Annotated in this window: 15 protein-coding genes; 14 read left to right on the plus strand and 1 reads right to left on the minus strand. The window is 67.0% G+C overall.

The window, feature by feature from the left end; translation table 11 throughout:
• Window positions 1–26 precede the first annotated feature (26 nt).
• From ACIP5Y_RS24415 to ACIP5Y_RS24450, 8 genes are all read left to right on the plus strand, one after another.
• Window positions 27–2,693, plus strand: a complete 2,667-nt coding sequence (locus ACIP5Y_RS24415; protein ID WP_400353036.1) for a LuxR C-terminal-related transcriptional regulator — start codon at window positions 27–29, stop codon at window positions 2,691–2,693.
• A 138-nt stretch (window positions 2,694–2,831) separates the two neighbouring features.
• Complete coding sequence (locus tag ACIP5Y_RS24420; RefSeq protein WP_400353038.1) at window positions 2,832–3,554, plus strand: hypothetical protein; 723 nt, start codon at window positions 2,832–2,834, stop codon at window positions 3,552–3,554.
• Between the two features lie 134 nt (window positions 3,555–3,688).
• Window positions 3,689–6,607: an AAA family ATPase gene (locus ACIP5Y_RS24425; protein ID WP_400353040.1), complete on the plus strand. Its 2,919-nt coding sequence runs from the start codon at window positions 3,689–3,691 to the stop codon at window positions 6,605–6,607.
• A 92-nt stretch (window positions 6,608–6,699) separates the two neighbouring features.
• Window positions 6,700–7,905, plus strand: coding sequence for a sedoheptulose 7-phosphate cyclase (locus ACIP5Y_RS24430; RefSeq protein ID WP_400353042.1), 1,206 nt, complete (start codon window positions 6,700–6,702; stop codon window positions 7,903–7,905).
• A complete protein-coding gene (locus ACIP5Y_RS24435; protein ID WP_400353044.1) occupies window positions 7,902–8,651 on the plus strand; it encodes an SDR family NAD(P)-dependent oxidoreductase in 750 nt (249 codons plus the stop codon). The genes ACIP5Y_RS24430 and ACIP5Y_RS24435 overlap by 4 nt, the downstream gene beginning before the upstream one ends.
• Window positions 8,652–8,664: 13 nt before the next feature.
• Window positions 8,665–10,167 (plus strand): GMC family oxidoreductase, encoded by a 1,503-nt coding sequence (locus ACIP5Y_RS24440; RefSeq protein WP_400353046.1) that lies wholly within the window; start codon window positions 8,665–8,667, stop codon window positions 10,165–10,167.
• Window positions 10,164–10,784 carry an HAD family hydrolase gene (locus tag ACIP5Y_RS24445; RefSeq protein WP_400353048.1) on the plus strand — a complete coding sequence of 207 codons (621 nt, stop codon included), beginning with the start codon at window positions 10,164–10,166 and terminating at the stop codon, window positions 10,782–10,784. The genes ACIP5Y_RS24440 and ACIP5Y_RS24445 overlap by 4 nt, the downstream gene beginning before the upstream one ends.
• A gap of 17 nt (window positions 10,785–10,801) precedes the next feature.
• Window positions 10,802–12,031 carry a DegT/DnrJ/EryC1/StrS family aminotransferase gene (locus tag ACIP5Y_RS24450; RefSeq protein ID WP_400353050.1) on the plus strand — a complete coding sequence of 410 codons (1,230 nt, stop codon included), beginning with the start codon at window positions 10,802–10,804 and terminating at the stop codon, window positions 12,029–12,031.
• Between the two features lie 152 nt (window positions 12,032–12,183).
• Here ACIP5Y_RS24450 and ACIP5Y_RS24455 read toward each other — a convergent pair whose 3' ends face one another.
• Window positions 12,184–13,422 carry a glycosyltransferase gene (locus ACIP5Y_RS24455; protein ID WP_400353052.1) on the minus strand — a complete coding sequence of 413 codons (1,239 nt, stop codon included), beginning with the start codon at window positions 13,420–13,422 and terminating at the stop codon, window positions 12,184–12,186.
• A gap of 379 nt (window positions 13,423–13,801) precedes the next feature.
• On the opposite strand from ACIP5Y_RS24455, the gene ACIP5Y_RS24460 reads away from it, so the two are divergent.
• The 6 genes from ACIP5Y_RS24460 to queE all read left to right on the plus strand — a co-directional run bounded on the left by ACIP5Y_RS24460 (window position 13,802) and on the right by queE (window position 19,752).
• On the plus strand, window positions 13,802–15,511 hold the full coding sequence (locus tag ACIP5Y_RS24460; protein WP_400353054.1) for a carbamoyltransferase N-terminal domain-containing protein: 1,710 nt from the start codon (window positions 13,802–13,804) through the stop codon (window positions 15,509–15,511).
• 73 nt (window positions 15,512–15,584) lie between these two features.
• Window positions 15,585–16,658 (plus strand): polysaccharide deacetylase family protein, encoded by a 1,074-nt coding sequence (locus ACIP5Y_RS24465; protein ID WP_400353056.1) that lies wholly within the window; start codon window positions 15,585–15,587, stop codon window positions 16,656–16,658.
• Window positions 16,645–17,874 carry an MFS transporter gene (locus tag ACIP5Y_RS24470; RefSeq protein ID WP_400353058.1) on the plus strand — a complete coding sequence of 410 codons (1,230 nt, stop codon included), beginning with the start codon at window positions 16,645–16,647 and terminating at the stop codon, window positions 17,872–17,874. The genes ACIP5Y_RS24465 and ACIP5Y_RS24470 overlap by 14 nt, the downstream gene beginning before the upstream one ends.
• A complete protein-coding gene (locus ACIP5Y_RS24475) occupies window positions 17,867–18,481 on the plus strand; it encodes an HAD family hydrolase (protein WP_400353060.1) in 615 nt (204 codons plus the stop codon). Before ACIP5Y_RS24470 ends, ACIP5Y_RS24475 begins: the two co-directional genes overlap by 8 nt.
• 48 nt (window positions 18,482–18,529) lie before the next feature.
• Window positions 18,530–18,979, plus strand: a complete 450-nt coding sequence (gene queD / locus ACIP5Y_RS24480; protein ID WP_400353062.1) for a 6-carboxytetrahydropterin synthase QueD — start codon at window positions 18,530–18,532, stop codon at window positions 18,977–18,979.
• Window positions 18,976–19,752: a 7-carboxy-7-deazaguanine synthase QueE gene (gene queE, locus ACIP5Y_RS24485; RefSeq protein WP_400353064.1), complete on the plus strand. Its 777-nt coding sequence runs from the start codon at window positions 18,976–18,978 to the stop codon at window positions 19,750–19,752. Before queD ends, queE begins: the two co-directional genes overlap by 4 nt.
• Window position 19,753: the final 1 nt, after the last annotated feature.

Raw genomic sequence — 19,753 nt, forward strand, 5'->3', positions numbered from 1 at the left:
TGCGGCGCTGTGGGATGATTCGGTGTGTGAGATCCGGCGACGGTCTGCGCTTCGAGTCCGAGTACGGCGCTCGTTTCGATGCCGTCGGGCTCGTTTCCCGGCCGGGGTTGTCCGAGCGGCTCGGAGCCTCACGGGTGACGGTCGTGTCCGCTCCGCCCGGGAGCGGAAAGACGGTTCTGCTGCGGTCGTGGATCTGCGAGACGGATCTGGCAGCCCGCGCCGCATGGGTCCCGGTGCAGCCCGACGAGCGTGACCCGCAACGGTTCTGGCTGTCGGTGTTCGCCGCGCTGCGCCGCACGACGTCGGGAGCGGAGCTGGTTCAGTCCGTCTCGGCGGCACCGGATCTCGACGGATGGGCACTGGTGGAACGGCTGCTCGAGGATCTCGCTCCGCTGCGCGAGCGACTGTGGCTGGTGATCGACGACGTGCACGAGCTGGGTTCCGCGGAGGCCTTGCGTCAGCTGGAATTGCTGGTGATGCGGGCACCGCCCGCGCTGCGGTTCGTGCTGGCGACCCGTCACGATCTGCGGCTGGGCCTGCACCGATTGCGGGTCGAAGGCGAACTGACCGAGATCCACCCCGCCGATCTGCGATTCACCCGCGAACAGACAAGAGTGCTCCTCGAACTCGCCGGAGTGCGGTTGCCCGAACCTGCGCTGGTGACTCTGCAGCAGCGGACCGAGGGGTGGGCAGCCGGGTTGCGGATGGCGGCGTTGTCGCTGGCCGGTCATCCGGATCCGGGCCGGTTCGCCGCCGAGTTCTCCGGCAGCGAACGGACGGTGGCCGAGTACCTGATCGCCGAGGTGCTCGAGCGGCAGAGCGAACACGTACGACGGCTCCTGCTGCGCACCTCGATACTGGAGCGGGTCAGCGGCGAGCTCGCCGACCTGCTGACCGGAGATATCGGCGGGGAGCGGGTACTGCAGGATCTCGAGCGGGCCAACGCCTTCGTGACCGCGGTGGGCCCGGCACGCACATGGTTCCGCTACCACCAGATGTTCGCCGAGCTACTGCAACTGGAACTGCGGCGCAGCGCACCGGACGAGGTCGCCGGACTGCATCGAGCCGCCTCGGATCGGCTTGCCGAACAAGGCTTTCCGGCAGCAGCGATTCGGCACGCCCAAGCAGCCCAGGACTGGAACCTGGCCGCCCGCCTGCTCGCCGACCACTGGCCCGGTCTGCTGATGGACGGGCAGATCGGCACGGTGCATCAGCTGCTCGCCGGGTTTCCTGCCGCCGTAGTGACGGCCGACGGCGAACTCATGGTGATATCCGCGGCCGACGAGCTACGGCAGTCCCACGAGAAGACGGAAGAGCACTACCTGAACCTCGCCGAACGCGCCGTAGCGTCGGTGCCTGCCGAACGGAAAGCCCACGCGCGGCTGGTCCTCGATATAGCGCGGCTACTACTGGCTCGGCATCGATGGAATCTGCGCGGGGCGTTCGCGGCGGTGCACGAGCTGAAGCGGGCCGCCGCCCAGGCTCCGGGCATGATTCCCGACCTCGGCGACGACCTGCGCGCACTGGCCCTGGTCGGCCTCGGCACCACCGAGGGCACCATCGGCCACCTCGAAGACGCGGTGCGGCATCTCGAAATGGGTGCCGCGCTGGCGCGTCGGATCGGGCGGCCCTACCTCGAGTTCACCAGCCTGGCCTACCAGGCGCAGGCGCGGATGTTCGGCTCGTTCACACTGGCGATCGAACTCGGTGAGCAGGCAATGGAACTGGCTCGCCGGCATGGCTGGACCGAGGAGCCCGCAGCCGGAATCGCTTGCGCGGCACTGGCAGGCACGCAAACGTGGCAGGGCCGGCTGGCCGAGGCGGACCGCTGGCTCCAGCATGCCGACCGCACGCTGCGATGGGAGGCGCAGCCGTCGACCGGCATGTCGATCCGCGTCGTCCAGGGGATTCTCGAATTGGGGCGCGGCCGCAACACCGAAGCGCTGGCCTACTTCCAAGCCAGTGAACGGTTCGCTGCCCGGCTCTCCGAACCGAACTTGATGGTCACCGCCCTGCGGGCGTTCCGGCTGCAAGCCCTCGTGCGTCTCGGCCGGACCGAAACCGCCGCAGCGGGTTTCGACGAATTCGACGCCGCCGAGCAGCACAGCGCGCCGATGCACCTGGCGCTGGCGGCGCTGCGCATCGCGGAAGGTGCGCCACATGCGGCAATCGCAGCCTTGGCGCCGGTGCTCGACGGCTCGCTGCCGGTGCTCTGGCGAGGCTGGCTGACCCAGGGACATCTGCTGGAAGCGACCGCCCGCGACGCGCTCGGCGAACCCGACGCCGCCGAGGCCGCGGTGGAACGCGCGCTCGAAACGGCGGCACCCAGCGGGGCGGTGCTGTGGTTCCTGTTGTACCCCGTATCCGAGCTGCTCGATCGCCGGGTGCAGCACGGCACCGGCCACACTGTGCTCATCGCCGAGATCAAGAACCTGCTCGCCGGACATCAACCACCAGTGGCAACGCCGCGGCCGCTTGTGGAAGCGTTGAGCGACAGCGAGATTCGCGTACTGCGGTATCTGCCGACCCACCTGTCGACCCCGGAGATCGCCCGCGAGCTGTCGGTCTCGCGGAACACCGTCAAGAGCCACCTGCGCAACCTCTACACCAAGCTCGGCGTACACGGCCGCGACGAGGCGATCGGCCATGCCCGCGCCCTCGGATTGCTCGCACCCGCTACCCGGCGCCGCTGACCATCCGCGGCGATCACCCCGATCGGGTGAGGTCGGCTCATCCTGTCGTGGCCGACTCTGACAGTGACCGGCCCCCGCGAGACAGCGTCGTCACGCGCAAGACATCGGCGCCGAGCTCGTCGGACAACAGAGGTACATATGCCCAGTCACCATTGCGAACCCCACTACTACCGGATCCGTGTTCGAGGACACCTGGGTGCGACGATTTCCTCTGCTTTCCCTGCCCTCGAGCCTCGGACGGTCGGCGCGGACACCGTGCTGGCGGGCGAGCTGGCCGACCAGGCAGCACTGTTCGGCGTCCTCGCCGCGATCGAGGCGCTCGGACTCGGACTCGTCGAGGTGTGCTGTTGCGAGACACAGGAATACCGGGGCCCCGAGGCGACGGATTCCGACGGTGCATTCGTCGGGCCGTGGAGTGTGCTACTCCGCTTTCCCGACCTGGCCCGGCCACTGAGTGAATTCATCGCCTTGACCCCACGGTTGCCCGGGCTCAGCGAGCGAGTACGTCAGGTCGTCATCTTGACCGTCGGCGCACACTTCGGTGTCGCTGACCGGTTATCCGCCCATGTGTTCCCGGACGCGCGCGCTGGACTGTGTTCGGACCAGATCGCCGCGCTCAGCGTCGGCGCGCGCCCTGCCGATCTGGGCGAGGACGAGCTGCTGGCGGCCGATGTCGCGCTCGCCCTGGCCCGCGGCGGTGCGGTGCCCGGGCCGCTTTACGACACGGCCGTGGCACGGTTCGGCCGCGAGGGCTTCGACGCCGTCGTATTCCTCACCATCCACTGCCTGATCTTGGGTGCCCTGCTCAACGCCTACGACGTGCCGGTCCGCAATGCCGCGGCCCCTCGGGAGAAACCATGAGCGATCTCGCCTTGTGCGGCAACGTCGTACTCGCCGATCCAGCGCCATGATCAGGCTTCACCGGTGCGGATACCGGCCGAGGCGAGCGGAATGACCGGCAACAGATCAGCGGCATGGCGAACGGAGCAGTTCGAATGAATGTGACTAGGTGGCGTTTTGTCGGCCGGGCCGAGCAGCTGCGAGTGTTTTCCCGAGCGTGGCAGGACAGTTCGACTCATGGTGTGGTGCGCTGTGTGGTGTCCGGGGAACCGGGAATCGGGCGGACCGCGCTACTCGAGGCGATGGCCAGCGAATGCGCACGGCGAGGCAGCGAGGTGATCTCGTTGTCCTGGGATTCGGACAATCGCAGTGAGTGTGGCGCACTGGTGGACGATCTCATCGAGGCGCTCGCCGACCGGCTGCCCGCGGACAGCCCCGACGGCGCCGCGTTGGTGGATGGGTGGCAGCGGGAAAAGACAGCACCCGAGGAAACCTCGCTGTCCGAAAGAACGGTCTCCGCGGAATTCCCGCTGTTGCTGACCGCAGTACGGAACGCGGTATCGCAGCTGTGCCACGATGCGCCTCTGGTTTTGACCGTCGACGATGCCAACCATGCGTCGGCCCGCTCGCTAGATATGTTGCGCCGCTTCATCGACGCGTGTGCTCGACTTTCGGTAGTCGTGGTGCTCGCTGTGCGCTCCGGTGAACCGGCCCGCGCACCTGCCGAATTCGCCGGATTGTCGGTCGATGCTCACCGGTGTGCTCTCGAGGGCCTCACCGAGGCGGAAACCGGTGTCGTGCTGCGCGATCGGCTGCGGCACGGCGTCGGCGCGGCGGTCATCTCGGCCTGCCACCGGTTGACCACCGGGAATCCCTTCCTGGTCGCGGAACTGGCCCGGCGGTTGGGTGAAGCAGACGAGTTTCCAGCGCCGGTGGCGATGAACGCCCTCGTCGTGCCCAGCGTGGTCGATCAGTTCGTCGAGCGGGCCATCCGCGTCGATCCACGCGCCGGCCAACTGGTCGAAGCCATCGCGGTAGCAAGCAGATTCGCCACCACGGGCGCCGCGCTCGTCGCGCACCTGTCCGATCTCGGCCTGGTGGACACTCTCCAGACTCTGGATCTGCTGGCCCGGATGGGCATCGTTTCGGACAGCGACGAACTCGCGCTACGACATCCGCTGCTGGCCAACGCGATACTCGCACGGATGACGCTGATGGCCCGCAACGCGGCCCACCTGCGCATCGCCGACTACCTCTACGCACACGACGCGCCGGTGGAATCGGTCGCCCGCCACCTCAGTGCGTCGACGGTGGCCCAACCAGGATCCTGGCCCGCCGAGGTACTGCTGCGGGCCGCCGACGTGGCGCGGGAGTCGGACCTGGACGACACCGCAGGCCGATACCTGGAACTGGCCGCGGTAGCCGAGGCGGGAGTCGCGCAGCGCCGGGCCGTGCTGGAACTCGCAGACCTGCGGCTGCGCACCGATCCGGTCAGCGGACTGGCGGCCGTGGTGGCGATGCTGGCACGCACCACCGACCCTGTCGTGCGGCGGCGGCTGCTCGGCGATATCGGCCGTACGCTGTGCCATCCCGCGGTGTCCTCGGATCGCCGGCGGCTGCGCAACGCCACCGCCGCGGCGCTCGCCGGCACCGAATTCCACGGTTGGGGCCAACTGCACCACGCCCTTTCACGGCTCGCGCGGATGTCACCCGCGCAAGCAGCGGAATTCGCCGAGAACCTGCCCGCCGATCTCCCGTTGAACAGTGCTGCGCTACTCGGCCCGACCAGCGCATTCGCGGCGTTCTTCCGCCACCTTGTCGATGACGACCCCACCGAGGCACTGCGCACAGCGCGCGCGGCACTCGAACGGCAGCCCGACGAATTGGACACGCAGCCACTGGCACTCGCGGCAGCCCTCACCGTCCTGGTGGACACCGGGCATCCCGAGGAAGCGGCGATATATCTGCGCCGGCTCGATGATGAGTCCGGCCATGGCGCGGCGGACGGCAATCGCGCGGACATCGCCTACCTGGATGCGCGGATCGCGTTCACGCGCGGTGACCTGCCCACCGCACGGAGATTGCTGACCGACCACATCGGCGACGAGGACCGTACCGGCGCGGACACGCCGCTGGCCACGGAGATGATCGGTTTGCTGGCCCACGTGCTGCTCAGCACGGGCGACAACGCCGCCGCCGAAGCGCTGCTACGACGCCACCGCTACGGAGAAGAGTTGCCGTTCGACTGGCATTACGGGGACGTCTTGCTGGCCCGGGCACGCCTGCGGGCCGCCGGCGGGGACTTCGCAGGCACTGTCCGGGACCTGGCGGAACTGCGGCTACGCGGTCAGGAAAATGGCCTGCGGACAGCCGGGACCGCATGCTGGCGGATGTACGGTGTCGCACTGCTCGATCAGGTCGGGCAGCACGAGCGAGCCAATCGACTTGCGCTGCAACAGGTTCGGTTCGCGGAGAGAACCGGGTCCGCGCTGGAGCAGGGCCGGGCACTACGCGCGCTCGGCCGGGTGTCTCCACTGCCACAGCGTGAGCGGATGCTCCGCGAGGCGATTGCCCTGCTCGAGTCGGCGCCCGGCGGGCTGGACATCATCCACGCGACCGCCGATCTGGGCAGTGTGCTGATCCAGCAGCAACGCCAGGACGAGGCCGTCGTCGCATTGACCACCGCCATGCGGCACGCCGAACAGTGCGCTGCCGGTGCGCTCGGTGAGCAGGCCCGCCAGCAGCTTCTCGCCATGGACGAGCGTGCCACACAACATGTTTCGTTGCGCGGTGTGCTGTCGTTGACCGCGCGGGAACGCGAGATCCTCATCGACGCCATGCGCGGCCAGACCAACCGGCGGATCTCCACGATCCGAAAGATCACCAGCCGCACGGTGGAACTGCATCTGTCCAGTGCCTACCGCAAGCTGGGCATCTCCGGGCGCGAGGGATTTCCCCTGGTGTTCAGCAATCCCGGCCTGTGGACACTGCTCTCCGACGGCACCCCGGTCGCCGATCGGCGGATACAGGTGGGCGATTCGTGGTCCTCGCGCAATGACTCGGTGTTTCGGTGAATCGCCGGGAATCCTTCGGGGTTGGACCGTGATGTTCCGCGGCGATATCACCGCCAGACTCGTACTGTGCCATTCACGAAAGGAAGAGCGCAGTGAATTATCGTGCTACCGCGCGAAGTTGGTCCGTGCGCACACACCTACCTATCGAATACGAAGTCGTCGAGACTCCAGGGTTACTGAACCCGGAAAATCATGAACTACTCACGCTTCCCGACGGGAACCGCGGCTCGGGCACTCGCCTGGTCGTACTCGACCATGCAATAGCCGAAATCTACGAGCCGCGAATACGCGCCTATTTCGATGCGAACAAAGTATCCGTCGATTATCTGATTCTGCCGGGTTCGGAAACGAACAAATCCATCGAACGCGTCTTGGAAGTCGTCGGCAAGCTCAATGACATCGGCACGAATCGGCTGAGCACGCCACCCATCGTCATCGGGGGCGGAGTGGTGGCCGATGTGGTCGGCTTGGCCGCGAGCCTGTACCGGCGCGGAATTCCTTTCGTCCGCGTACCGACGACCCTGCTGGCCCAGGTGGATGTGAGTATCGCCGCCAAAACCGGTGTCAACTACGGCGGCTACCGCAATCGGCTCGGCAGCTATGGCCCGCCGCCGCGGACGCTGGTGGATCGCCAGTTCCTCGCGACGGTACCGCCCCGCCAGCTGCGCAACGGGATGGGCGAGATCTTCAAAATGGCGTTGATCAAGGACCAGCGGCTTTTCGGCCTGCTCGAGGAGTACGGAGCCGATCTCATCGAGGCCCGCTTCTCCGATGAGGCGCTGCGTCACCGGCGCATCGCCGCATCGATCGCCGATGAGGTGATCGGACGGGCGATCGCCGGAATGGCGGCCGAGCTGGAACCCAATCTGTGGGAGAAGGATCTGCGGCGCTCGGTCGACTACGGGCATTCGTTCTCACCCCTGGTCGAGATGCGGGCCCTGCCCGAACTGCTGCACGGCGAGGCCGTCGCCATGGACTGCATATTCTCCGCGGTCCTGGCGGCACAGCGCGGTCTGATCGGCGACGCAGAACTGGAACGCATCGTGGCCGTGGCCCGACGCCTGGGCCTGCAACCGGCGCATCCGCTGTTCTGCGACAGCGACCTGCTGATGGAAGCGCTGGCCGACACCGTGCGCCACCGCGACGGCCGGCAGAACCTGCCCATCCTCACCGGGATCGGCCGGGTCGTGTTTCTCGACGACATCTCCCGCAACGAGGTGGAACTCGCCTGCGGGTACATGCGAAAACTACTGCCCCGCCCCGAAACCATCACCCGCACCGCAGGACTCGTGCGATGACGGCGGACCGGACCGTCGTCGTGACGGGCGGGAGCTCGGGCATCGGCCGGGCGGCCGCCGTCGAGTTCGCGCGCACCGGTTTGCGCGTCGTGATCGCCGCGCGCAACGAGCAACGCGGCAACGCCACGGTCGACGAGATCCGCGGTGCCGGCGGCGAGGCGTGCTTCCTGCGCTGCGACATCACCGATCCCGATCAGGTCCGGACGCTGTTCGAGCGGGCATTGGACCGATACGGCGCGGTGGACTACGCATTCAACAACGCGGGAATCCCGGGTGACGGCCGCCTCACCGAGCTCTCCACGGCGGCCTTCGACGAGGCGTTCGCGGTCAACACGCGGGGATTGTGGCTGTGCCTGCGCGAAGAGCTACGGCTGATGCGCGCCCAGGGCGGCGGCAGCATCGTCAACAACACCTCGGTGCACGGGCTGCGGACGGTCTTCCCCGGGATCGGGGCCTATGTGGCCTCCAAATACGCGGCGGTGGCGCTGACCCGGATGGCCGCGCTCGAGCATGCGGGCGAGGGCATCCGGGTCAACGCCGTCGCCCCGGGCCCGATCGAGACCGACATGCTCACCGCCTCCGAGGCCGCCGTCGGCGGGGCCACCGCCTGGCGCACTCGGATCCCGTCCGGGAAAATCGGTACCCCCCAACAGGTTTCACAGGTGGCGCTGTGGTTGTTCTCCGAGGCCGCGTCCTACGTCAACGGCCAGGTGATCGGCGTCGACGGCGGGTTTCTGGCGACATGAACAGAGCAGACGAATGAATATCGGACACAGTTACGACTACATCGTGGTCGGGGCGGGCGCGGCGGGATCCGTGCTGGCCGCGCGGCTCAGCGAGAACCCCGACCGCACCGTATTGCTGCTGGAAGCGGGCCCACGCGACACCGACCCGCGCATCTGGCGGCCCGCCTCCTGGCCGGCGCTGCTCGGATCCGCGCTGGACTGGGGTTACCGCACCACGGCGCAGGCCGAGCTGAACGGCCGCTGCCTGTCGTGGCCGCGTGGGCGGGTCGTGGGCGGGTCGGCCGCCATCAATGCGATGGTCCACATCCGCGGCGCGGCAACCGATTTCGATTCCTGGCAGCGGTGGGGCGGCGAGAGCTGGAGTGCCCGGGCGATGCTGCCCTATCTCGAGCGGCTGGAGACACCGGCCGCGAGCGGCGGCTACGGGTGGCTCCCGGTCGCAGAGAACACCGCACCACATCCATTCGCCGCCGCGTTCGTGCAGGCCGGGCAGAAATTCGGGCTGCCCTACGATCCAGACCTCGGGGTCGAGCGGCCCGACAGTGTCGGCCTGTATCGCACCACTCGCACCAGTGCTCCGGCACGGCGCGCCAATACCGCGCGCACCTACCTGCGGCCGGCGCTCGAACGACCGAATCTGACCTTGGTCACCGATGCCCCCGTCGGTGGCATCGTGACCCGCGGTGGTCGGGCGATCGGGGTGCGCGTCGGGGCGACGGTCATCGGATGCGAGGGCGAGATCGTGCTCTGCGCGGGCACGGTGGCGAGCCCGCAACTGCTGCTGGCCAGCGGTATCGGGCCCACCGAACAGCTTCGCGCACTGGACATTCCGAGCATTCATCCGCTTGCGGGGGTAGGGGAGAATCTGCACGATCACCTGCAGGTCTCCCTGGTCTTCGACACCGTGTGCGGGCACCCGGTCTCCGAGCGTTCCAATCTGGGAGAGGCGGGCGGATTCGTCACGCTGTACCCGCACTCCCCCGCACCCGACATCCAGCTGTCGTTCGCGCCGATGAAGGATCTCAACAATGCCGCCTGGCTCGGCTACGGCTTCACGATCGGGCCCGCGGTCACCCGGCCGCGCAGCCGGGGCCGACTCACCCTGGCATCCTCCGATGTCGATATCCCGCCTCGTATCGATCCGGGCTACCTGACACACCACGACGACCTGGACGTGCTGGTGGAAGGCGTGCGCATCGCCCTCGACATCGCCGCGACCGAGCCGCTCGCCGGATTGCGCAGCGGGCCTGCGCCACTGCCGTCCAGTCCCACCCGTACCGAAGTGGAGGCATTCGTGCGGGCCAATGCCCAGACCCAATTCCACCCCGTCGGCACCTGCCGCCTCGGCACCGATTCCGATGCAGTGGTCGATACCCGATTACGGGTGCACGGATTGCGCGGCCTGCGCGTCGCCGACGCCTCGATCATGCCCACCATGATCACCGGAAACATTCACTCCACCGTGGCTGCGATCGCCGAGCGGGCGGCCGAATTCCTCAGGGAGGACGCCGGATGATCGATACGAGCGAAGATATCGTCTCTCGATACAGCGCGGTGCTCTTCGACTGGGACGGCACGCTCGCCGACAGCCATGACGCGCATTTTCATGCCCTCGGCGACGCGATCGCGCCGTTGGGCATGCGGATTTCCTGGAGTTGGTATGCCGGCCGAAACGGGCGTTCGGCGGAAGAAAATGTGCTCGCGCTGGCTCGGGAGCAACGTATCGAACTGACCGAACCGGTTGCCGACGTCGTCGAACGCTGCGAATTATCGTATTTCCGGCAATTGGAGCGGGTACGGGAAATCGGCTGGGTCGCCGATCTGGCCCGCACGATCAGCGGCCGCCTGCCGATCGCGGTGGCCTCCGGTGGTACTCGCAAGAGCATCGAGGCCACGATGCGACAGCTGGGACTGAGCGACATCTTCGATTGCGTGATCACGCGGGAGGATGTCCGCTGCGGTAAGCCCGAACCCGACATATTCCTGTGCGCCGCACGCGAATTGGGTGTGACCGCCCAGAGCTGCCTGGTGTTCGAAGACAGTGACGACGGATTACTGGCCGCGGCGCGCGCCGGAATGGCAGCGGTCGACGTCCGCCGATCCGAACAAATCCGAAAAACCGATAACACCTGAAGAAAAGGGACCTTCCCATGCCCGGACCCGGATACGCATTTCTCGGTGCAGAAGAGCAAGCCAATGTCGAGCAGGTACTGCAGAGCTGGGATCTGACCCGGTACGCCTACGACGTCCCGGACAAGACCTCGTTCGTGCGCGGACTCGAACTGGCCGCACAGGAAATCTTCGGCGCCCCCTATTGCATCGCCGTGAACAGCGGTACCTCGGCGCTGCTCACCGGCCTCGCCGCGCTCGGCGTCGGTCCCGGCGACGAGGTGATCGTGCCCGGCTACACCTTCATCGCCTCCATCGGCAGCATCGTGCACAGCGGCGCCACCCCGGTGCTCGCGGAGGTCGACGCCTCGCTGACCCTGGATCCCCGCGACGTCGAGGAGCGCATCACCCCGCGCACGCGCGCGATCATGGCCGTCCATATGCTCGGCGCCCCTTGCGATATGGACGCGCTGCGCGCGATCGCCGACCGGCACGAGCTGGCGCTGCTGGAAGATACCGCGCAGGCCTGCGGCGCCGGCTATCGCGGTGATCGGCTCGGCACGATCGGCCGGCTGGGCGCGTTCTCGCTCAATCCGTTCAAGGTGATCACCAGCGGCGAGGGCGGACTGCTCCTCACCGGCGACAGCCATCTCTACCAGCGGGCCTACGCCTTTCAGGATCAAGGGTGGTCGGTGCTGCGCGCCGACCGCGACAACACCGGCGGGGACATCCTGTTCGGACTCAATCTGCGGATGAGCGAGCTGACGGCCGCGGTCGGCTCAGCTCAGCTCGCCAAGCTCGACACCGTGCTGGACTCCGTCCGCGCGACCAAGCAGCGTCTGGTCGGCCTGATCCCCGAGCTACCGGGCCTGCAGCGGCGGATCTTGCACGATCCCGCCGGTGAATGCGGGACCTTGCTGGTCTACCAGCTGCCCACAGCCACCGCCGCCGCGGAACTCGCCGCCACGCTCGGCACCCGCACGCTGGTGGAGTCGGGCCGGCACTACTACGGCAATATGCCGCAACTCGCCGGACTGTCCGACGGCTCGTCCATACCGTTCCACGGTCGGGCACGCACCGATGTACCCGACTACCGGGTGGGTAGTCTGCCGCTGACCGACGACATCCTGGCCCGCAGCGTGGCCGTGTCCGTAGGGGTCTCCGACAGTTACCTGGGCGCGGGTTTCGGTGTCACCGTCCGCAGCACCGCCACCGAAATCGAGTCCGCCGCTGAACAATTCACCCGCGCGGCCGAAAAGGTACTCGGGTAGCAAGGTGGCCCTACCGGTCCGCTTCCGGCGGGCCCGGTAGGGCCGCATCATCTTTGCCGATGCTCACCCCGGTCCGGTTCGCGGCATCGAGAATCATTGCGCTGAAAAGGAGACCGGCCCCGACAGACGTCGAGGCCGGCTACTCACCCGAGTCACGTTGCGGCACTGAGAAAATCACGGCCGATCCGATGCGCCTCGGCCCGGATTTCGCTCCCCCACCGGTCCCACAATGTCCGCAGCCTCGATGTGACGAAGACGAGATCGACCGAATTGTCCGGCAGGGCGGTGCGCACGCCGATGGCATGGCTCACCTTGTGCTCGGCGTTCTCGACGACCTCGCGGTCGAAGTCGAACAGCGCGGCGCCGGCCAGCCAATCCGGCACGTCGTCGCCGCAGCCCAGCACCGCGATCCGGGCATTTCCCGCGACCTGACGCAGCTTCGCCAGTTCGCCGCTGACATCGATCGATCGGGCGGCGGCGACCGCGTCGAGGACGAGCAGGTACTCGTCCTCGACGTTCCACTCGTGCCGGATGCGGAAGTGGGTAGGTTGTTCGCGGGCGAACCAGGCCCACCAGAGTTCGACCACGGTGTCCGGGTGCTTGTGCAGGAACCTCAGCAGGTTCACGCCGCCGCTGTCCAGGTTCGCCACGGTCGTCCTGGGGTGGGGCATCTCGATGGCCCACGCGGCGCGGCTCACGACGAATCGCGCGCCGTGCCTGAACAACCGGTATGCCAACTCCGTGTCCTCGCCACCCCAGCTGCGGAAGTCATCGTCGAACCCGCCGACCGCCCAGAAGTCCGCCGCGCGCACCGAGCAGTTCCCCGACCAGAACCACTGCCAGGGAACGATGCAGCGACCCAGATCGAAGGCGAAACGCTCGAAAGCGAGGTGCCGGACATCCCGGAACTCCGGCGAATCGCCGTACTGCCGGACCAGTTGTTCGGGGGGCAGCGTCCAAGCGGTGTCGTCGAGTGCGGCGACCGGGCCGTCCGGTTGGTGTTGGTAGCCGAAGATGTACCCGACCACGGCCGAACCGGAAAGTTGAGCGGCGAGGTGGGCGGACAGGAAGTCCGGCCCCGGCACCTCGCCCGCGTCGAGGAACAGCAGGATCGGCGCCGAGGTGCGCCGGGCCCCGGCGTTTCGAGCGGCTGCGGCCCGGAAGCCGAGGTCCTCCTGGAAGTGGTACGTCAGCCGGAGCGTGTCGGCGAAGCCGGCGACCACAGCGGCGGTGTCGTCGCTGGAGCCGTCGTCGGAGACCACAACCTCGAACTCGCTCACCGGAATCCGCTGCCTCGCCAGTGCCGTGAGCGTGCTGCGCAGTAGCGCGGATCGATTGTAGGTGGGGATCACGACCGCGATCCGCGGCCGGTCCTCGCGTTGCGGTGACATCGCTGCTCCCAAGAAATGTTGTGGTTGGCCGACCCCTGCGTGCCCGATGCGCATCGAGCGCCGATCGATACCGCCGGTGCCTACGGTCACGCGCAGGAAACTCCCCGGACCTCGTCGACCAATAGTGCGGCTGTGGAGGCGGCCGCACATCACGGCCCGCACCGAGATACAGCCGGCAGGCCCCCGAAGGTCGGTCGGCCCACTGCTGGCCAGGTATCTCGGTGCTCGCCGGCCGGCACTTCGGGTCATGCCGTGATGTGGCCGGCGCGCTGCGCCTCGACCATGGATACCGGCCGGTGGCGACGGCGTGAGACTGCCTGATCGCCGTGGTCGCGGCCACTCTTGCCGAACACCACGAACTCGCACAAGGAGCGGAATCATGATCATCTGCGGGCTCAAGCTCACCCACGACGGCGCCGTGGCGCTGATCGATGGTGACCGGCTGGTGTTCAGCGTCGAGATGGAAAAAATCGGTAATGGCAAGCGCTACACCTGGATCGGCGACCTCGGCGTCATTCCCGGGGTACTCGCCGATTTCGGGTACAAACCCGAGGATGTGGACGAGTGGGTGATCGACGGCTGGGATGGCGACCGCCCCGCGCCGCTGTTTTTCGCCCCGCTCGACAACGGGAATCCGGTCGAGGTCATCGTCGCGCCGTACCGCGAGTGCGAGGCCTGCCCGGACCTGCTCGCGCCGGGTTACTCCGGCGAGTTCACCATCGACGGCAACAGTCACCGCTACACGAGCTACACACACGCCGCCGGGCACGTGTCCAGCACCTACTGCACCAGCCCTTTCGCCCAGCGCGGGGAGCCCGCGTTCGTGCTCGTGTGGGACGGCGGCCTGTTTCCGGCCCTGTATCTGGTGCATCCCGACACCGGGGTGCGCAATCTCGGTGACCTGTTCCCGTTGCTCGGACACGCCTATGCGATCGCCGGCCAGCATTTCGGCCCGTTCCGTAAACCCGGCGACGCCGATGACTGGGACCTGACGGTCGCCGGGAAACTCATGGCTTACATCGCGCTCGGCACACCCCGCGAACCGGTGCTCGCGGTGTTGCGCGAGGAGTTCCACCGCATTTTCGAAAGCGATCAGGACCAGGCAGTCGAATATCGGCGCAACACCGGCGGATTCGGCAGCCCGTTCGAACCTTCCGTGCCGCCGGTGCACGAGTTCTACGCCGCGGTACGCAACCGGATCGATCCGGCCGCGATATCCGATGAGGACGTGCTGGCCGGAATCCACCAGTTCTTCGAGGACCTGCTCTGCGAGCGGATCACGGGCGCGCTGCGCGCGGCCGGCGCGACGGGCCCGGCCAACCTGTGCTTCACCGGCGGTTGCGCGTTGAACATCAAGTGGAACAGCGCATTACGCGCGCTGCCGGCCGTCCGCGAAATGTGGGTGCCCCCGTTTCCCAATGACTCCGGCTCGGCCATCGGCGCCGCGGCCCTGGGCCGGATCGCGCACGACGGACTGTCGGCCATCGACTGGTCCACCCGGCTCGGTCCCGAACTGCTTCCCGCACTGGACATTCCGGCCGATTGGTCGGCAACCGTCTGCTCACCGGCCGAACTGGCCGGGCTGTTACACGAGACCGGCGATCCGGTGGTGGTACTCGACGGGCGCGCCGAGCTGGGGCCGCGGGCCCTGGGCGGGCGCAGTATCCTCGCCGCGCCGATCGATCCCGGAATGAAGGACGAACTCAACCGGATCAAGGCGCGCGAGCCCTACCGTCCGGTCGCCCCGATCTGCCTGGTCGACGCCGCCCCCGAGATCTTCGACCCGGGTGTCCCGGACCCCTACATGCTCTTCGACCACAACGTGCGCCCGGACTGGGTGGACCGCATCCCGGCGGTCGTGCACCTCGACGGCAGCGCCCGGCTGCAGACGGTCGACCCGGCCGACGACCCGGTACTGGGCGAGGTGCTCCTCGAGTACCGACGGCTCAGCGGGATTCCGGTGTTGTGCAATACCAGCGCCAATCTCAACGGCTGCGGATTCTTCCCGGACGTGGTCTCGGCCATCCAATGGGGACAGGTGGACCGCATCTGGAGCGCCGGAACGCTCTACCAACGCCACACCAGCTGACCGACGAGACCGGCACAATCGATCGGTCAGGTCAGTGAATTCCATTGCCCCGCAGTGCTTTCTGGAGGACTCGATGCTTTTCTGCGGAATTTCCTGGGGACCGGTGGGATACCGCGCCGCCGGAGTGGACGCGGCAGGCGAGGAGATCTTCGCCCGGGACTTCCCGCCCGGTCCGCTCGACGGCCTGATCGCCTTTCTGCGCGCACACGCGGCGAGCGCCGACGACGAGTTGTGCTGCGTCATCGACAGCACCAACGGAACACTGGACCTGCATCTGCTCACCGCGGGTCTGGTCGTGTACCGCGCCGATCCGTGGTTGCTGCCCACCCGGCCGGTCGACGGTTCGGTGCCCGCGACAACGCTGGCCAAGGCCGCTGCCCACGACCCGGCCGCGATCACCCGACTGGCGTTGTCCTCGGGCACGCTCGGCGGTCGCACCGACGCGCCCGACCACTACCTGCACATACCCGCCCGACTCCCGCGACATGGCACTCCCGGTGACAGACAGCCGGAATACGGTGCGCGGCAACCACGCCGGGTCGCGCTGACCTTCGACGACGGCCCGTGCCCGCCCTATACCGACCGGATCCTCGACATTCTGCGGTCCTACCGGGTAACGGCCAGTTTCTTCTGTATCGGGTTGAATGCGGCCGGCTACCCGGCCACGGTGGGGCGCATTGCCGAGGAGGGGCACACGCTGGGCAATCACACCTGGTCACATCCCTTTCTGCCCGACCTCGGCCCGGACGAATTCAGCTTCCAGATCGAGGCGACCGCCACCGCGATATCCACGGCCACCGGGTCGCGGCCCCGCCTGGTGCGCCCGCCCTATGGGGCCGGCCGGCCCGAAGTACTGGACTGGCTCACCGAACGCGACCTGACCTGTGTGCTGTGGGACAACGACAGCCGGGACTGGGCCGCGCCGGGGGCCGCGGCGATCACCGAGCGGGTCACCGCCCGGCTGCACGACGGACCGATCGTGCTGCTGCACGACGGCGGCGGCGACCGCTCGCAGACGGTGGCAGCACTGCCCGCAATCATCGAGCGGCTCCTCGCCGGGAACTACACGTTCGTGGGCGCCGATGCCGTGCACCCCGGCCCGGCATATCGACCCGAAACCGGAGGTCAGGGCGATGGGAGCGACTGAATGTCCACCAGTTGAGCCGATCTCGGATTTCATACGGGACCGCAGAACCTGGACCCTCTACGCGCAACTCTCGGCCTTCGCCTACTTCCTCTACGGCTTCGGTCCGTCTGTGCCATTGCTCGGGCACGATCTCGCGCTGCCCGACGGTGTGGCAGCGCTGCACGGCACGACCTTCGCGGCCGGTGCCATCGTCGCGGGCCTGTCGAACACACGCCTCGCCCGCCTGCTCGGCCGCACTCGTTCGCAGCAGATGGCACTGCTTTTTCTCGTGACCGGAGCGTGCGTGTACTGCGCCGGCCGTTCCCTGCCGACAACGTTGACCGGCGCACTGATGGCCGGTTACGGGGGAAATGTCGTGGTCAATATGACGGCGGCATCCCTTGCCGACCATCACGGTGACAGGGCGACCACAGCGATCAGCGAGGCCAATGGAATCAGTGTGGGAGTCGGTGTATTCGCGCCGTTCTCATTGGGGCTTGCTGCTTTGCTCGGATCGGGTTGGCGCACAGGCCTGCTCGTTGTTGTTCCATTCACCCTCGCCGTCCTGCTCTGGTCACGACAGGTGCGGTTGGGAACAGTGGATCCACTGCCCGCACCGCGCGAACCCCACACTCGCTTCGGACGACTCCCCCGCGGCTTCGCTACCGCGTGGTGGCTGTTCTTCCTGTGCACCGTCGTCGAGCTGTGTATGACGTTCTGGGCATCGCAGCATCTTTCCGAGTTCGACGGCCTCTCGCAGTCGGCAGCGACCATGACAGTGACGCTCATGCTTGCCGGGATGGCGGGCGGGCGGCTCCTCGGTGCGCATTGGACCGGCATCGCCGGCGAGGACACGCTATTGGCCGGCAGCCTGGTAGTGAACCTGGCCGGTTTCGTTCTCTTCTGGTCCGTGCGGCAGCCCATGGTGGCAGGGATCGGCATCGTGCTGTGCGGCCTCGGCATGGCAATGCAGTTCCCGCTCACGGTTTCCCGTGTCATCGCCCGCTCGGGCGGGCGCCCGGACCAGGCGATGGCATGGGTCGCGCTCGGCGAAGGTGGCGCCGCGATGCTCGGGCCGCTGGCACTCGGCGCGCTGGCCCAGCGCACGGGCGTACATCCGGCCTTTCTCCTGGTACCCGCATTACTTCTCGGCGCCGCGCTGATTTTCGTGCTGCAGAACAAGCCGCTGCCGAATGCCCCGCACGAGAAAGTAATAGTTAGGAAGCACCGTGCATAACCTGTCCAATGCCTTCGATAGGGCCTCGGCCATCCTGTTCGATTGGGACGGAACGCTGGTCGACAGCCACGCCGCACACTATCGATCGCTGTGTGACGCCCTTTCCCCGGAGGGCATCACTGTCGATTACGGGTGGTACACGTCGAGCCCTGGCATGTCCACCAGGCAAGAGATCGACTGGCTCGCCGAGGATCAAGGCGTCCTTCTCGCTACTCCGACAGACGAACTCGTTGCCCGCTGCGATGCCGGCTATCTCGAGCACCTGGACCTCGTCCGGGAGATCACCTGGGTCGCCGACCTGGCACGTGACCGGCACGGCAGCAAGCCTCTCGCGGTGGCTTCCAACAGCACCGCAGGCATCATCACCGAAACCATGAACCATGTCGGCCTGGCCGGGCTGTTCTGCGCAGTCGTCTCACTCGACGACGTCTCGGCCGGGAAACCGGCCCCCGATCTGTTTCTCCTTGCCGCAGAACGTCTCGGCGTACCTGCCACTCGGTGTCTCGTCCTGGAGGACAGCGACGCCGGTATCGAGGCCGCCGGTCGCGCCGGCGCGGAGGTCGTGGACATCAGAACCGTCCGCCTTCTCGCCGACTCACACCGTTGACGGATCTGCTTCCAGTTATTCATATTCGACCCGAAGGAAAATCTCTTGATGAACGACGAGAAGACACAGGATATCTTTTTACCGGAACGCCGTGACGCAGCCGTGGAACAGTTCGTCGAAATCAGCAAGAAATGGACGTTCGACGCGGCACATCATTTGCCCAATCATGCCGGAAAATGCCGCAACGAGCACGGTCACACATACACCGTGGAAGTCGCGGTGAGTGGCCCGGTACAGCCGGACCGTGGACGTTCGGACGACGGCATGGTCCTCGACTTCGCCGATCTGTCGCAAGTATGGAAAACGTCGGTGGAACCATACTTGGATCATCGGAACTTGAACGAGAGCATCGGGAAACTGGGCTGCTGGCCGACAACGGCGGAAAACATCGTCCGATGGATCGGCGAGACTTTCGAGAAGAACGGGATCGCCATCACCTCGGTTTCTCTCTGGGAAACTCCGACATCACGCGCGACCATCCACTGGCGGCTGTCGTGACCGCCGCCGCGACCGACCGGCGTCCCGGTATCCGCCATCACCCGGTGATCGAGCTCTTCGGTCCGACCATTCAGGGCGAGGGCCCCGATGCCGGCATGCCCTGCCTGTTCGTGCGATTCGGTGGTTGTGATTACCGGTGTACCTGGTGCGACTCCATGCACGCGGTCGACCCGGCGACGGTCCGGCGGGAGGCGCGCAGGCTCGACGAGGCCGATATCGTCGCCGAACTGCGGCAGCAGGTATCCGACCCCACCGGCATGCTGGTGGTCCTCTCCGGCGGCAATCCGGCAATGCACGAACTGGGATTCCTGGTCCACCAACTGCACGACGCCGGTATGCGGGTCAGCGTCGAAACCCAAGGGTCACTCTGGAAGGAGTGGCTGCGCGACGTCGACCGGCTGGTGATCAGCCCTAAACCGCCCTCGAGTGGAATGGCCACGCCGGCGGCCGTGAGTCAGTCCGCGAGATTCATGTCGGCGGCTACGCAGACGGACTTCGAGAAACGCGATATCTATCTCAAAGTGGTCTGCTTCGACTCTGCGGATGTCGAATTCGCGTTTCATTTCAGAGAGCATCATCGACGCGCCGATGGAACATTACTTCCGCTTTTCCTGTCCTCCGGAACCGATATCGGATCTTCGCTACCCCTGCCGGGAGTGGCGAGCCGTTTCCGGTGGCTGTGCGAACTGGTCGCCGGTGATCCGCGCGCAAAAGACTGCAAAGTTCTACCCCAATTGCACGTTATCGCATGGGGCAACGAGAAAGGACGGTAAC

This window comes from Nocardia sp. NPDC088792 (assembly GCF_044750615.1).
Lineage (GTDB): Bacteria > Actinomycetota > Actinomycetes > Mycobacteriales > Mycobacteriaceae > Nocardia.